General features: G+C 41.1%; 13 protein-coding genes. 7 read left to right on the plus strand and 6 right to left on the minus strand.

Annotated elements, in window-relative coordinates:
- Window positions 1–349: 349 nt before the first annotated feature.
- Together ACESNQ_RS05930 and ACESNQ_RS05935 are read right to left on the minus strand one after the other, a co-directional pair.
- Window positions 350–1,324 carry a sensor histidine kinase gene (locus tag ACESNQ_RS05930; RefSeq protein ID WP_373075752.1) on the minus strand — a complete coding sequence of 325 codons (975 nt, stop codon included), beginning with the start codon at window positions 1,322–1,324 and terminating at the stop codon, window positions 350–352.
- Window positions 1,317–1,994 carry a response regulator transcription factor gene (locus ACESNQ_RS05935; RefSeq protein WP_373075754.1) on the minus strand — a complete coding sequence of 226 codons (678 nt, stop codon included), beginning with the start codon at window positions 1,992–1,994 and terminating at the stop codon, window positions 1,317–1,319. Before ACESNQ_RS05935 ends, ACESNQ_RS05930 begins: the two co-directional genes overlap by 8 nt.
- A gap of 95 nt (window positions 1,995–2,089) precedes the next feature.
- Here ACESNQ_RS05935 and ACESNQ_RS05940 point away from each other — a divergent pair, with 95 nt between their 5' ends.
- Complete coding sequence (locus ACESNQ_RS05940) at window positions 2,090–3,166, plus strand: DUF2974 domain-containing protein (RefSeq protein WP_373075756.1); 1,077 nt, start codon at window positions 2,090–2,092, stop codon at window positions 3,164–3,166.
- 110 nt (window positions 3,167–3,276) lie between these two features.
- Window positions 3,277–3,906, plus strand: coding sequence for an MBL fold metallo-hydrolase (locus ACESNQ_RS05945; protein ID WP_373075758.1), 630 nt, complete (start codon window positions 3,277–3,279; stop codon window positions 3,904–3,906).
- Window positions 3,907–4,093: 187 nt separating this feature from the next.
- On the opposite strand, the gene ACESNQ_RS05950 is transcribed toward ACESNQ_RS05945, so the two are convergent.
- Window positions 4,094–5,986, minus strand: coding sequence for a M13 family metallopeptidase (locus ACESNQ_RS05950; protein WP_373075759.1), 1,893 nt, complete (start codon window positions 5,984–5,986; stop codon window positions 4,094–4,096).
- Between the two features lie 179 nt (window positions 5,987–6,165).
- Between ACESNQ_RS05950 and ACESNQ_RS05955 the strand changes: the two genes are divergently transcribed.
- The 5 genes from ACESNQ_RS05955 to ACESNQ_RS05975 all read left to right on the plus strand — a co-directional run bounded on the left by ACESNQ_RS05955 (window position 6,166) and on the right by ACESNQ_RS05975 (window position 10,040).
- Window positions 6,166–6,888, plus strand: coding sequence for a metal ABC transporter ATP-binding protein (locus tag ACESNQ_RS05955; RefSeq protein WP_006152594.1), 723 nt, complete (start codon window positions 6,166–6,168; stop codon window positions 6,886–6,888).
- Window positions 6,885–7,733: a metal ABC transporter permease gene (locus ACESNQ_RS05960; RefSeq protein WP_004251242.1), complete on the plus strand. Its 849-nt coding sequence runs from the start codon at window positions 6,885–6,887 to the stop codon at window positions 7,731–7,733. The genes ACESNQ_RS05955 and ACESNQ_RS05960 overlap by 4 nt, the downstream gene beginning before the upstream one ends.
- A gap of 26 nt (window positions 7,734–7,759) precedes the next feature.
- Window positions 7,760–8,692, plus strand: coding sequence for a metal ABC transporter substrate-binding lipoprotein (locus ACESNQ_RS05965; protein ID WP_373075760.1), 933 nt, complete (start codon window positions 7,760–7,762; stop codon window positions 8,690–8,692).
- Window positions 8,693–8,813: 121 nt separating this feature from the next.
- Window positions 8,814–9,308, plus strand: a complete 495-nt coding sequence (tpx, locus tag ACESNQ_RS05970; RefSeq protein WP_371500577.1) for a thiol peroxidase — start codon at window positions 8,814–8,816, stop codon at window positions 9,306–9,308.
- Window positions 9,309–9,389: 81 nt separating this feature from the next.
- Window positions 9,390–10,040 (plus strand): metal-dependent transcriptional regulator, encoded by a 651-nt coding sequence (locus ACESNQ_RS05975; protein WP_373075761.1) that lies wholly within the window; start codon window positions 9,390–9,392, stop codon window positions 10,038–10,040.
- 40 nt (window positions 10,041–10,080) lie between these two features.
- Here the strand turns inward: ACESNQ_RS05975 and dtd are convergent, their stop codons facing one another.
- The 3 genes from dtd to ACESNQ_RS05990 form a co-directional block, all read right to left on the minus strand.
- The gene (gene dtd / locus ACESNQ_RS05980; protein ID WP_373075762.1) at window positions 10,081–10,524 is read right to left on the minus strand and encodes a D-aminoacyl-tRNA deacylase; all 444 of its coding nucleotides are present in this window, start codon (window positions 10,522–10,524) and stop codon (window positions 10,081–10,083) included.
- 30 nt (window positions 10,525–10,554) lie between these two features.
- The gene (locus ACESNQ_RS05985; RefSeq protein WP_004251252.1) at window positions 10,555–12,771 is read right to left on the minus strand and encodes a RelA/SpoT family protein; all 2,217 of its coding nucleotides are present in this window, start codon (window positions 12,769–12,771) and stop codon (window positions 10,555–10,557) included.
- Window positions 12,772–12,915: 144 nt separating this feature from the next.
- Window positions 12,916–14,046: an ABC transporter ATP-binding protein gene (locus ACESNQ_RS05990; protein ID WP_074324849.1), complete on the minus strand. Its 1,131-nt coding sequence runs from the start codon at window positions 14,044–14,046 to the stop codon at window positions 12,916–12,918.
- Window positions 14,047–14,132: the final 86 nt, after the last annotated feature.

Genomic DNA, 14,132 nt, shown 5'->3' on the forward strand with positions numbered 1-14,132 from the left:
GGACTTGGCTTACTTGTTTGTTTCTTTTGTAAAATTGTTTTCATGGTTCCTCTCCTTTTTCTTTATGCTCTAAGTTTACTCCAAAAAAAGAGGACTTGCCATAACATAACCTTACAAAAGAGGACTTTAATCTTACATTTTTGTAAGATTAAACTATTTTATACTCAATGAAAATCAAAGAGCAAACTAGGAAGCTAGCCGCAGGCTGTACTTGAGTACGGCAAGGCGAAGCTGACGTGGTTTGAATTTGATTTTCGAAGAGTATTATCTGATTGGAGCCTTTTTTCTCACCATATCAAGGTCTAAAGAAGAGCTTGAAAGGTTTCTTCCAAGCTCTTCACAATTCTTTTCATTCAATCAGTAAATTCACTTCAGAGAACTTAATCCTCACAGTTGTTCCTTGCCCAAGTTCGGATTCTATTTGAATCTGATGTCCTAATTCTTGGCTGATTTTCTGGGTTAGATAGAGCCCAAGTCCAGATGACTGCTGGGTCATTCGACCATTATATCCTGAAAATCCACGTTCAAAGACTCGCAACCGATCACTGTTTTTGATACCAATCCCAGTATCTTTGATGCAAAGGTCTGAACCTTCCATGTAGATTTCAACCCCACCTTCATTTGTGTACTTGAGGCTATTTGATAGGATTTGTTCAATGACTACCAACAGCCATTTTTTATCCGTCACAATCCTTCTGTCCAAGTCATGCAAATTAATACTTAGATCTTTCTGGATAAAGAAAAAAGCATATTTGCGAATGACTTCCTTGACCAGATCTTCTATATTTTCTTTCTTCAACACCAAATCATCATGGAAGCTTTCTAAGCGTAGATATTGGAGAACGAGGTTGGTATAGGAATCAATCTTAAAAATTTCCTGCTCCATCTGTTGCTTCAGTTGGCGATCCGCCACCTCGCTCACTAGGAGTTTACTGGCTGCAATTGGTGTTTTTATCTGATGAACCCAGAGTGTATAGTAGTCCACCAAATCATTATAGCGGTTTTCTGCATCTGATTTCTTTTGATAGAGTTCAGATTCGCTTTTCTCTAATTTTTCAGTTAGAAGGACTTCCATTGGTGACTTAGCTTTTCTTTCGCCATAGAGCAATTCCTTACGATAACGTTGCAATTCTATCAAGAAATCAAATACCAAAAACAAAAATGTCAAAAATGTAGATAGAAAGAAGAAATAGTTAAAGTAGGGCCCTTGCTTATCAAACAAGATTTCAAAGAGAAAAAGCAAACCTGTAAGCGATAGAATAAAAGCAAAAAAACGGCTACGCGAACGGATATAAGCTAGAAAAAAACTTTTTATATCAAGCATATTTCAATCCATACCCTATCCCTTTCTTGGTTTCGATAAAACCAATCAAACCTTCTTCCTCCAGTTTCTTGCGCAAGCGAGCGACATTAACAGACAAGGTATTGTCGTCAATAAAAAAGTCACTGTTCCAGAGTTCCCGCATCAAATCATCACGCGCTACGATATTTCCAGCATGCTCAAATAAAACTCGTAAAATCTGAAATTCATTCTTTGTTAAACTGATAGTTTTTCCATTGACATGTACATCCATAGACTTGGTATTGAGGATAACTCCTGCATATTCTAGGAGACTCTCATCTCGTCCAAATTCATAGGAGCGGCGCAATAATCCTTGTACCTTAGCTAAAAGGACCTGCTGGTCAAAAGGCTTAGTCACAAAATCATCTGCCCCCATATTGATAGCCATCACGATATCCATAGCCTGGTCTCTCGAAGACAGAAACATAATGGGAACTTTAGAAATCTTACGGATTTCCTGACACCAATGATAACCATTAAAGAGAGGCAATCCAATATCCATCAGGACCAGATGAGGTTCAGACTGAACAAATAGCGTCAGAACTTCCATAAAGTCTTCTACCATAACTACTTCAAAACCCCATTCGGAGAGCATTTTCCCAACTTGCTGACGGATTACTGGATCATCTTCTACTAGTAAAATCTTATGCATCTGCTCCTCCTTTTTCTATATTATAGCAAAATTCTTCTGACTACTAGCGAAATTGATGCAAATCTGATATGATAAAAGTTAAGAAAGGAATTCTCATGGCCAATATTTTTGACTATCTAACTGATGTTCAATACGATTCTTTTTATGATGTTCCCTTAAATGAACTGGATGTACTTGCTTTGACAGAGCTGACTTATCTTCCTTTTGATAACTTATTAGACCAATCCGTCAATCGTTTAAGCGATGTCGCAACACGTGTCCCACGAGAAAGCACCATGTTGACCAATAAAGAACGTCTACAACTCTTAGACCAACTCTCCCAACACAAGCGTTTTAAAAATAGCAAGCTTTCTAACTTTGTTAATGATATTGATGTAGAACTCCAAAAACAATTCGCTGCTATGACTTATCGTCTGAATCTAGATACCTATCTCATTGTCTTTCGTGGCACAGACGACAGTATTATTGGCTGGAAGGAAGATTTCCATATGACCTATATGAAGGAAATCCCTGCCCAAAAACATGCTCTTGAATACTTGGAGGATTTCTTTACCCAACATCCAAAACAAAAAGTCATGGTTGCTGGACATTCTAAAGGTGGAAATCTAGCCGTCTATGCTGCAAGTCAAATCCAACCTGAATTGCAAGAAAAAATATCTGCAGTTTATACTTACGATGCCCCTGGCTTGCAGGCTCATCTGACTGAAACCACTGGTTATCAAGATGTTATTCCAAAAATTCGCCGCTATGTCCCACAGGGATCTGTCATTGGCATGATGCTAGAAGTCCCTGATACTCCTATTGTTGTGCGCAGTCTGGCCTTAGGTGGTATCGCTCAACACAATACTTTCAGCTGGCTAACTGAAGGACACCACTTTGTCCAACTAGAGGCCATCAGTAGCGAAAGTCTCCAAATCAAAGACACTCTTAAAGAATGGGTGGATAGTGTTCCCGATGAGGAATTAGAACTCTACTTTGATCTCTTCTTTGGAACCATCCTAGAGTCTGGAATTAGCTCCATTAATGAACTATCTTCAAAAAACGCGATCGAACATGTTCGACAACTTGTTTCCCAGGCACAAACTCTAGAGCCCGAGCAAGTTGAAATCTTAAAAAATCTGACACAACTCCTACTGGATGCCCGCTTCCAAGCCTGGAAAAATCATTTTTAATGAATTAAAAAGTCCCTTCTTTTATGGAGGGACTTTCTTATTGATCGATTCCTTATTTTGTGCTTCTGTGTTATACTAGAAATTGTAAATTCTTTGAAAGAGGAAATCCTATGAAAATCCATAAAACCGTAAATCCTGTTGCCTATGAAAATACTTATTATCTCGAAGGAGACCAACACCTGATCGTGGTTGATCCTGGTAGCAACTGGGAGGCTATTCGCAAGACTATCGAGAACATCAATAAACAAGTCTGTGCCATTCTTCTAACCCACACCCACTACGACCATATTATGAGTCTGGACTTGGTCAGAGATACTTTTGGAAATCCTCCGGTTTATGTGGCTGAGAGTGAAGCTTCTTGGCTCTATACTCCTGTCGACAACCTCTCAGGCCTTCCTCGTCATGACGATATGGCAGATGTCCTATGTAGACCAGCTGAACATACCTTTGTTCTTCATGAAGAATACCAAATCGAGGAATTCCGCTTTATTGCATTACCAACTCCAGGCCACTCTATTGGTGGCGTTTCACTCGTTTTCCCAGACGGACACTTGGTCTTAACGGGAGATGCCCTTTTCCGAGAAACCATTGGTCGAACAGACTTACCAACTGGTAGTATGGAACAACTCCTTCATAGTATCCAAACCCAGCTCTTTACCCTTCCTAACTACGATGTCTATCCTGGACATGGTCCGGCTACGACCATCGCTCACGAAAAAACCTTTAATCCATTTTTCTAAAACATAAAAAGAGGTTGGGACAAAAGATCCCGACCTCACTTTTTATTAGTAATCAAACTTTGACGCGGTAGCTGATTGAACTTTTTGTTCGTCTTTTAGACTCCAAAAATCTCCTAATCATCCTCGCGGGGCTGGGACTACGAAATCGAGACTTTGTCTATCGATTTCTGTCCCACCGCCTTTTTGATTACCAAATAATCACACGGTCTTCTGGTGCACGCCACATTCCGTCGCCTTCTTTGACATCATAGGTTGTAAAGAAGTCATCAAAGTTTGGCACTTGGACGTTAACACGGAGTTTAGCTGGGGCGTGCACATCAACGCTGGCCATGAGTTTCATCAACTCTGGGCGACCTTTCATACGCCAGATACGAGCAAAGTTATGGAAGAACTCTTCAGCTGAGAAATCTGGCTCTCTCTTAGCTGCTTCAAGGGCAGCAGCGATTCCTCCAAGGTCGGCAACGTTTTCGGATACAGTTAATTTCCCATTGATTTTTGCACCGTAAGATTCTTGGCCATCAAACTGGTCGATAACTTTCTGCGTTTTTTCTTTAAAGGCAGCATAGTCGTTCTCTGTCCACCAATCCTTGAGACTACCATTTTCATCAAAGGAAGCACCATTTGTGTCAAAAGCATGAGAAATCTCGTGGGCAATAACCGCACCAATACCACCGTAGTTGGCAGAAGACGACTGATGCAAGTCATAGAATGGAGCCTGTAAAATAGCAGCTGGGAAGACAATCAAGTTCTTTTGTGGATTGTAGTAGGCATTCACCATATGAGCAGGCATTCCCCACTCCTTATAGTCAACTGGCTGGTTCCACTTGCTCCAGCTGTGCTTGATTTCAACACGCGCAAAGGCTAGAGCATTCTCAAAGAGACTAGCAGATTCATCCACTACCTTGTCCTTGTAACGAGCTGGCAGTTCTTCTGGGTAACCAATATAAGGTTTGATAACGTTGAGTTTGACGATAGCTTTTTCTCGTGTTTCAGGTGTCAGCCAGTCATTCTTAGCCAAACGTTCCTTATAAACATCAATCATGGTTGCCACTTTTTTCTCTACATCCGCCTTGGCTTCTGGAGAGAATTTTTCGTGGGCGTACCAAAGACCGAGCGCTTGTTTGAATGGTCCTTGGGCTAAGTGGTAAGCAGCCTTGCGCTTGTCTTGGGCTTCTGGAACTCCTGAAAGGGCACGGCCATAAGCACCTGACAAAATGCGAATCTCATCTGTCAAATAGCTCGTTGAAAGGTTGACCACACTCAAGATCAAGCTTGCCTTGAGCAAAGGCCAAGCTTCTTCACTATAGAATTGCTCTGCCGCTTGCCAGAAACGTTCCTCATCTACGATAACCTTATCTGGAGTTTGACCAATCACTGCTTGGAAGAAGTCATCTAGAGGTAAGGCAGGCGCAAACTTTTTGAAATCTTCATAAGCATATGGATGATAGAGTTTGGCATATTCTGAACTTTCTTCGTTAGAAAGCACCACAGCTGCGATGCGACTGTCCAATTCCAATCGTTTCTCTAGCAAATCTTCGATTTCTTCATCTGAGAAGTTATAGGCTTTGAGGAGATTAGCAGTACTTTCTTTCCAAAGATTCAATAATTCCTCACGCTGTGGATGGTCTTCCGCATAGTAGGTCGTATCTGGCAAGATTGTTCCTGGAGCACTAGCCCAAAGAACATTGGTTCTAGCATCCATAAAGTCTGGTGATACACCAAATGGAAGGAAGTTTGGTTTACCAGCTAATTCAAACTCTGCTAGCTTTCTTGTAAAGTCCGCGAAGCTCTCCAAATCTTGGTATTCCTTAAGCATAGGAAGGACTGGCTTGATGCCATCAGCTTCTCGCTTGTCGAAATCTCTGACCATACGATGGTATTTGACAAAGTTTGCTAGGATGGGATCTTCAGGAACATCTTCTCCAGCCAACCACTTGTCAGTTGTTGTTAGCATCAAGTCTTCGATTTCTTCATCAAGGTCGATAAAACCACCTGTTCGCGATTTGTCAGCTGGAATGACCGCAGTCTTTTCCCACTCACCATTTATAGCATCATAAAAATCATCTTGATATCGTGTCATCTTGTTCTCGCTTTCATTTTTCACTTATTCTTAGCTTAGCAAAAATCCCTGGGGAATGCAATTAAAAATGCCGTCTCTTACTGATCGATTTCATCATTAATATTTTAAATTTTTACCAAAATTAACTTGACTTAAAAATAAAATTAAGGTATATTAAAATCCAGGAGGAATACAACTGTATGATACGTATCGAAAACCTCAGTGTCTCCTACAAAGAGACGTTGGCACTTAAGGATATTTCACTAGTGCTCCAAGGACCAACGATTACCGGAATTATTGGTCCAAACGGCGCCGGGAAATCAACATTATTAAAAGGTATGCTGGGCATTATCCCACATGAAGGACATGCTTTTATCGAAGATAAAGAAATGAAAAAATCTCTTAAGAAAGTTGCCTATGTCGAGCAAAAAATTCATATCGACTACAACTTCCCTATCAAGGTAAAAGAATGTGTCTCTCTGGGACTCTATCCATCCATTCCACTCTTTCACACTTTAAAAGCAAACCACTGGCAAAAGGTGGCTGAAGCACTAGAAATTGTTGGACTTTCTGACTACGCAGATCGTCAGATTAGTCAACTCTCTGGTGGCCAATTCCAGCGTGTCTTGATTGCCCGTTGTCTAGTTCAAGATGCTGATTATATTCTCTTAGACGAGCCCTTTGTGGGGATTGACTCTGTCAGTGAAGAGATCATCATGAACACGCTGAGAGAACTTAAAAAAGCTGGCAAGACTGTCCTTATCGTTCACCATGACCTCGGCAAGGTTGCCCATTATTTTGACCAGGTACTCCTTCTCAACAAGGAGCTAATTGCCTTTGGTCCAACAAAGGAGACCTTCACCCAAGCCAATCTCAAACAAGCTTATGGTGACCGACTCTTTTTCAATGGAGGTGACCTATGATTGCAGAATTTATAGATGGATTGCAGAACTTCCACTTTCTCCAAAATGCCTTGATTACAGCTGTTGTGATTGGTATTGTTGCTGGAGCGGTCGGATGCTTTATCATTCTCCGTGGTATGTCCCTTATGGGAGATGCTATCTCGCACGCTGTCTTACCTGGTGTAGCTCTTTCTTTTATTTTAGGAATTGACTTCTTTATTGGTGCTATCATCTTTGGACTGCTTGCCTCTGTCATCATCACCTACATCAAGGGGAACTCTATTATCAAGAGTGACACTGCCATTGGGATTACCTTTTCATCTTTATTGGCTCTGGGCATTATCTTGATTAGTGTGGCTAAAAGCTCGACTGACCTCTTCCATATTCTCTTTGGGAATATCTTAGCTGTGCAAGACATAGACATGTATATTACCATCGGTATGGGAGCTCTCATTCTATTGATTATCGGGATTTTCTTCAAGCAACTCTTGATTACATCCTTTGATGAACTCCTAGCCAAAGCTATGGGCATGCCAGTTAATTTCTACCACTATCTACTCATGATACTCTTGACTTTGGTGTCAGTGACTGCTATGCAAAGTGTCGGAACCATCCTTATCGTAGCCATGCTGATTACTCCAGCCGCGACAGCTTATCTTTACGCCAATAGTCTAAAGACCATGATTTTTCTTTCATCAGGCTTGGGAGCTCTAGCTTCTGTCTTGGGACTTTTTATCGGTTATAGCTTTAACCTGGCTGCAGGTTCAAGTATCGTGCTGACATCTGCAAGTTTCTTTCTCATCAGTTTCTTTATCGCACCAAAACAACGTTATCTGAAGCTGAAAAATAAAAAAATCAAACAATAATGAGGGAGCCCCTCTGGAGGAATATAATGAAAAAATTAGGTACATTGCTTGTTCTTTTTCTTGCTATCATTGGATTAGCTGCCTGTGCTAGCGGAAAAAAAGACACAGCATCTACAAACCAAAAACTAAAGGTTGTAGCAACTAACTCTATCATCGCTGATATTACTAAAAATATCGCAGGAGACAAGATTGATCTTCATAGTATCGTGCCTGTAGGACAAGATCCACACGAGTACGAGCCTCTTCCTGAAGACGTCAAGAAAACTTCGCAAGCCGACTTAATTTTCTACAATGGTATCAACCTTGAAACAGGTGGAAATGCCTGGTTTACAAAATTAGTTGAGAATGCTAAGAAAACTGAAAACAAAGACTACTTTGCAGTTAGTGAAGGCGTTGATGTCATCTACCTAGAAGGGGAAAATGAAAAAGGGAAAGAAGACCCACACGCTTGGCTCAATCTTGAAAATGGGATCATCTATGCTCAAAATATTGCTAAGCAACTCATCGCCAAAGACCCTAGCAACAAGGAATTCTACGAAAAGAATCTCAAAGAATACACTGAAAAACTAGACAAGCTTGACAAGGAAGCCAAAGAGAAATTTAACGCTATTGATGCGGACAAGAAACTCATCGTAACCAGCGAAGGATGCTTCAAATACTTCTCTAAAGCTTACGGTGTCCCAAGTGCTTACATCTGGGAAATCAATACTGAAGAAGAAGGAACACCTGACCAAATCAAGACTTTGGTTGAAAAACTTCGCCAAATGAAAGTTCCATCACTATTTGTTGAATCCAGTGTCGATGATCGTCCAATGAAGACTGTTTCACAAGACACAAACATCCCAATCTATGCTCAAATCTTTACGGACTCAATCGCTGAAGAAGGTAAAGAAGGCGACAGCTACTACAACATGATGAAATACAATCTTGACAAGATTTCTGAAGGTTTAGCTAAATAATCATTTTAAAAACGTCAGTCACCATGAATTGGCGTTTTTAAAATGATTCAAAATCCGGTCAAATTATTGGAAAACTCTGAACATTTAATGTAGAATGAAAGAAAAAAGATTGGAGTAGCTTATGACTACATTCCTTGGAAACCCTGTTACGTTTACAGGAAAACAACTACAAGTAGGAGACAAGGCACTTGATTTCTCTCTCACAACGACTGACCTCTCTAAAAAAACACTGTCTGATTTTGAATGCAAGAAAAAGATTTTGAGTGTCATTCCTTCTATCGACACTGGTATCTGCTCACTTCAGACTCGTCGCTTTAACCAAGAATTGGCTAGCTTAGACAACACTGTTGTCTTAACGGTGTCTATGGACCTCCCCTTCGCTCAAAAGCGCTGGTGTGGTGCTGAAGGAATTGAGAATGCCATCATGCTCTCAGACTACTTCGACCACTCCTTTGGACGCGATTATGCCCTCTTAATCAATGAATGGCATCTGCTTGCACGCGCAGTTTTTGTTCTCGATACCGATAATACCATCCGCTACGTCGAATACGTAGACAATATCAACAGCGAGCCAGACTTTGAAGCCGCTATTGCAGCTGCAAAAGAACTCAACTAAGTCAAGCTCTTGTAGCAAGAAGCTAGAGAAATCTAGCTTTTTTTGGTATACTAGATGGAGATAATAAACAAGGAAATGCGAATGACACCAAATAAAGAAGACTACTTAAAATGTATTTATGAGATTGGCATGGATGTTCCTAAGATTACAAATAAGGAAATTGCTGCTCGGATGCAGGTATCTCCTCCAGCTGTAACTGAAATGATTAAACGCATGCAGTCTGAAAATCTCATCTTAAAAGATAAGAAAAAAGGATACTTGCTAACCGATATTGGGCTAACACTTGTATCAGAACTTTATCGTAAACATCGTCTGATTGAGGTTTTTCTGGTCCACCATCTAGACTATACCAGTGACCAAATTCATGAGGAAGCTGAAGTATTAGAACATACCGTTTCAGACTTTTTTGTAGAGAGATTAGAAAGAATGCTAGGTTTCCCAAAGACCTGCCCTCATGGTGGTACCATTCCTGCTAAAGGAGAGCTTTTGGTTGAAATCAACAATCTACCACTATCAGAAACCAAAGAAGCTGGAACCTATCTCCTAACTCGGGTTCACGATAGCTTTGATCTCCTAAAATATCTGGAAAAACATGCCATCAATATCGGAGACAAACTCCAAGTTCAACAGTTTGATGATTTCTCTAATACCTTTACTTTGATTCACAACAATGAAGAACTCTTGGTAAGTCTAGAAATCGCCAAACAGCTCTATGTTGAAAAAATGAACTAAATACGTCACAAAAAAACCAAGCTAACAAGCTTGGTTTTTCTTATCTATTATTTGTATCAAGGATAATGGTTACCGGCCCATCATTGACCAGTTCTACCTGCATATCTGCTCCAAAGACACCTGTTTCAACAGGAACCTCTTTGGCTAGTTCCTGGTTAAAATCTTGATAGAAGGCCTCAGCCATATCTGGTTTAGCGGCGCCTGTAAAGGCTGGACGATTGCCTTTTTTGGTATCGGCAAACAGAGTGAATTGAGAGATGGAAAGGATTTCTCCTTGGATATCCTTGACAGATAGGTTCATCTTGCCTTCGTCATCTGAAAAGATCCGCATATTGACAAGCTTTCTGACTGCATACTCCAAATCCTCTTTTTGATCCTCAGGTCCAACACCCACTAAGAGCAAGAGTCCTTGTTTGATTTGACCATGAATCTGCCCCTCAATAGAAACCTGAGCCTCCTTGACTCGCTGAACGATGATTTTCATAGAAATCCTTTCTGACTATATCGATCATACTTAACCATTGGTCCGTTTGACTGAGTAGACTTCTGGTACACTCTTAATCTTATCAACCACAGTTGTCAACATTGAAAGGTTAGAAATTCCAAAGGATACATGGATATTGGCAAATTTCATATCCTTGGTCGGTTGGGCATTAACCGAAGAGATATTCTTAGTCGTGTTTGATAGGACTTGCAAGATATCATTCAAAAGGCCAGAACGGTTGAGTCCATAGATATCGATATGAGCCATATATTCCTTGGTTGAGAATTGGTCTTCCCATTCAACATCTAGCAGACGCTGCTCGTAGTTTTCCTGTGAACGAAGGTTCATACAGTCCACACGGTGGATGGCAACTCCGCGACCCTTGGTAATATAACCAACGATATCATCTCCTGGAACAGGGTTACAACATTTGGCAATCCGGACCAAGAGCCCAGAAGCACCTTGGATGACAACTCCACCCTCATGCTTCACCTTAAGCGTGTCCTTGTTCTCTACTTTGACTTCGCCACCCTTGACCAGTTCTTCAGCTTCTGCCTTAGCCTTGGCACGTTCTTCTTCACGACGTTCTTTTTCCGTCAAACGGTTAAAGACAGTGATGGCTCCTATTTCTCCAAAACCAATGGCTGCAAAAAGGGCTTCTTCAGTCTTGTAGCTTGTTTTTTGAAGGACTTCATCCATGTGGCGCTTATCCATAAATTTATTGGCCACATAGCCGTTTTCTTGGAGCTGACTAATCAGCATTTCACGGCCTTTATTGATGGACAATTCTTTATCCTGGTTTTTAAAGAACTGACGAATTTTGTTACGGGCCTTACTGGTCTTAACCATATTGAGCCAGTCACGGCTTGGTCCAAATGAATTTGGATTGGTGATGATTTCAACCTGGTCACCCGTTTTCAACTTGGTAGTCAAAGGTACCATACGACCATTGACCTTGGCACCAGTTGCTTTTTCCCCGATCTTGGTATGAATCTCATAGGCAAAGTCAATCGGTCCAGAATCCTTTGGAAGAGAACGAACCGCCCCATCTGGAGTAAAGACGTAAATCTCCTCAGCCAGATAGTTTTCTTTGACCGTATCTACAAATTCCTTGGCATCATCCGCCTGATCTTGGAGTTCCATCATCTCCTTGATCCAGTTCATCCCAATGGCAGATTCTTTACTATTAACTTGGCCTTTCATTCCTTTTTTGTAGGCCCAGTGAGCCGCAACCCCGTACTCAGCAACCTCGTGCATTTCCTTGGTACGGATCTGGAACTCAATCGGTCCTTTTGGTCCATAAACAGTTGTATGGATAGACTGGTAACCATTGGCCTTACGATTAGCAATGTAGTCCTTGAAACGTCCTGGCATTGGTTTCCATAGCTCATGAACGTAACCCAACATGGCATAGACATCACTCTGAGTATCTAGGATACAGCGAATGGCAATCAGGTCATAGATCTCCTCAAAGCGTTTTTTCTTGTCCTGCATCTTACGGTAAATAGAGTAGATATGCTTAGGACGGCCATAGATTTTTCCTGTAAGATTACGCTCAGATGAATACTCCTCAAGCTTCGTCACAACTTCATCGACCAAGGCTTCACGTTCTTGACGTTTCTCCTTCATCATGTGAGTTATCTTGTAAAACTCTGTCGGATTGAGATAACGGAAGGAAAGATCCTCTAGTTCCCACTTAACACTTGAAATCCCCAGACGGTGAGCAAGTGGTGCGTAGATTTCCATGGTTTCTCGGGAAATACGTTCCTGCTTGTCCTTACGAAGATGAGTAAGGGTACGCATATTGTGCAGGCGGTCAGAGAGCTTAACCAAAATAACGCGGATATCCTCTGACATAGCCATAAGCATCTTGCGGTGATTCTCAGCCAACTGCTCTTCTATAGACTTGTATTCGACCTTACCAAGCTTGGTAACACCGTCTACAATCACTCGAACATCATGACCAAACTCGCGCTCTAAGTCATCCAAAGTAGCATCTGTGTCTTCTACCACGTCATGCAAAAAACCACAGGCAACAGTGACAGCGTCCAACTTGAGCTTAGCCAATATACCTGCTACCTGGATAGGGTGGATAATGTAAGGCTCACCTGATTTACGATATTGGCCACTGTGGCACTCTACAGCATAAACCAAGGCCTTATGGACAAAAGCCACATCTTCTTTCGATAAATATTTTTGCGTTAAAGCGACGACTTCATCGCCAGAATAAATTACTTCTTTTGGCATGCATACTCTCCAGTTCTTCCTACCATTTTAACACTTTTTAGTGAATAAGAAAACTAGTAAAGTCTCCTTCTATCCGAGTTTCTAAACATTATAAAAAACACTACTAGAAAAACTCTAGTAGTGTTGTTTTAATTCAAATCTATCTTAGTAAACTGTCTTTTCAGTTTCTACATCGAAGAAGTGAGCTTTGTTCAAGTCAAATCCAAGTTCCACAGTTGCACCAGCTTGCAAGTAGTCACGTGCGTCAACCTTAGCAACGAATTCATCTTTACCAACTTGGCAGTATAGGTGAGATTCTGAACCAAGCAATTCTGATACAGAGATAGTTGCTTTCACAACTGATTCTGGGAATGTTTCAAGGAAAGCAGGTTCTGCGTTCACGTCTTCTGGACGGATACCGAAGATCAATTCTTTACCTTCGTAACCTTTATCGCGAAGAACTTTCAAAGCACCTTCTGGAACTTTCAAGTTAAAGGCGTCACCAACGATGTGGTCACCGATCAATTTTACGTTGATGAAGTTCATAGCTGGGCTTCCGATGAATCCTGCTACGAATTTGTTAACTGGGTTTTTGTAAACTTCTTGAGGAGTACCGATTTGTTCAACACGTCCGATAGTACCAGTACCAGCAGGGTTTTTAGTTGCTGACATGATAACGATACGGTCTGCAAGTGTCATCGCTTCTGTTTGGTCGTGAGTTACGTAGATAGTTGTAGCTCCGATACGACGGTGGATTTTAGCGATTTCAGCACGCATGGATACACGAAGTTTCGCATCCAAGTTTGACAAAGGTTCGTCCATCAAGAACACTTTAGCGTCACGGACAATGGCACGTCCCATGGCAACACGTTGACGTTGACCACCTGAAAGGTCAGCTGGTTTACGATCCAAGAATTCTTTCAAACCAAGAATTTCTGCTGCTTCTTGTACACGTTTGTCGATGTCGTCTTTGCTGTATTTACGCAATTTCAAACCGAAAGCCATGTTATCGTATACAGTCATGTGTGGGTAAAGAGCGTAGTTTTGGAATACCATGGCGATGTCACGGTCTTTTGGAGCTACGTCATTGACAACAACGCCGTCGATAGATGCAGTACCTTCTGTGATGTCTTCAAGACCTGCAATCATACGGAGAGTAGTTGATTTACCACATCCTGAAGGTCCTACGAAAACGATAAATTCTTTGTCTTTGATGTCCAAGTTGAAGTCTTCAACTGAATAGTGCTCGCTGTTTGGATATTTTTTGTAAATGTTTTTAAGATTTAATTCTACCATTTCGGTGAACTCCTTTAATTTTTGATAGTTTTATTATAAATGAAAACGCTTTACATTTCTATGGCAAGGTGACCAAAAAAATAAAA

Source organism: Streptococcus infantis (assembly GCF_964243025.1).
Lineage (GTDB): Bacteria > Bacillota > Bacilli > Lactobacillales > Streptococcaceae > Streptococcus > Streptococcus infantis_N.

Coding starts and splice junctions, on each gene's coding strand:
- ACESNQ_RS05985 (WP_004251252.1), bottom strand. CDS start 12,771: ATGCCAAAAGAAGTAATTTATTCTGGCGATGAAGTCGTCGCTTTAACG.
- ACESNQ_RS05965 (WP_373075760.1), top strand. CDS start 7,760: ATGAAAAAATTAGGTACATTGCTTGTTCTTTTTCTTGCTATCATTGGA.
- ACESNQ_RS05930 (WP_373075752.1), bottom strand. CDS start 1,324: ATGCTTGATATAAAAAGTTTTTTTCTAGCTTATATCCGTTCGCGTAGC.
- ACESNQ_RS05955 (WP_006152594.1), top strand. CDS start 6,166: ATGATACGTATCGAAAACCTCAGTGTCTCCTACAAAGAGACGTTGGCA.
- ACESNQ_RS05960 (WP_004251242.1), top strand. CDS start 6,885: ATGATTGCAGAATTTATAGATGGATTGCAGAACTTCCACTTTCTCCAA.
- ACESNQ_RS05935 (WP_373075754.1), bottom strand. CDS start 1,994: ATGCATAAGATTTTACTAGTAGAAGATGATCCAGTAATCCGTCAGCAA.
- dtd (WP_373075762.1), bottom strand. CDS start 10,524: ATGAAAATCATCGTTCAGCGAGTCAAGGAGGCTCAGGTTTCTATTGAG.
- ACESNQ_RS05950 (WP_373075759.1), bottom strand. CDS start 5,986: ATGACACGATATCAAGATGATTTTTATGATGCTATAAATGGTGAGTGG.
- ACESNQ_RS05945 (WP_373075758.1), top strand. CDS start 3,277: ATGAAAATCCATAAAACCGTAAATCCTGTTGCCTATGAAAATACTTAT.
- ACESNQ_RS05975 (WP_373075761.1), top strand. CDS start 9,390: ATGACACCAAATAAAGAAGACTACTTAAAATGTATTTATGAGATTGGC.
- tpx (WP_371500577.1), top strand. CDS start 8,814: ATGACTACATTCCTTGGAAACCCTGTTACGTTTACAGGAAAACAACTA.
- ACESNQ_RS05940 (WP_373075756.1), top strand. CDS start 2,090: ATGGCCAATATTTTTGACTATCTAACTGATGTTCAATACGATTCTTTT.
- ACESNQ_RS05990 (WP_074324849.1), bottom strand. CDS start 14,046: ATGGTAGAATTAAATCTTAAAAACATTTACAAAAAATATCCAAACAGC.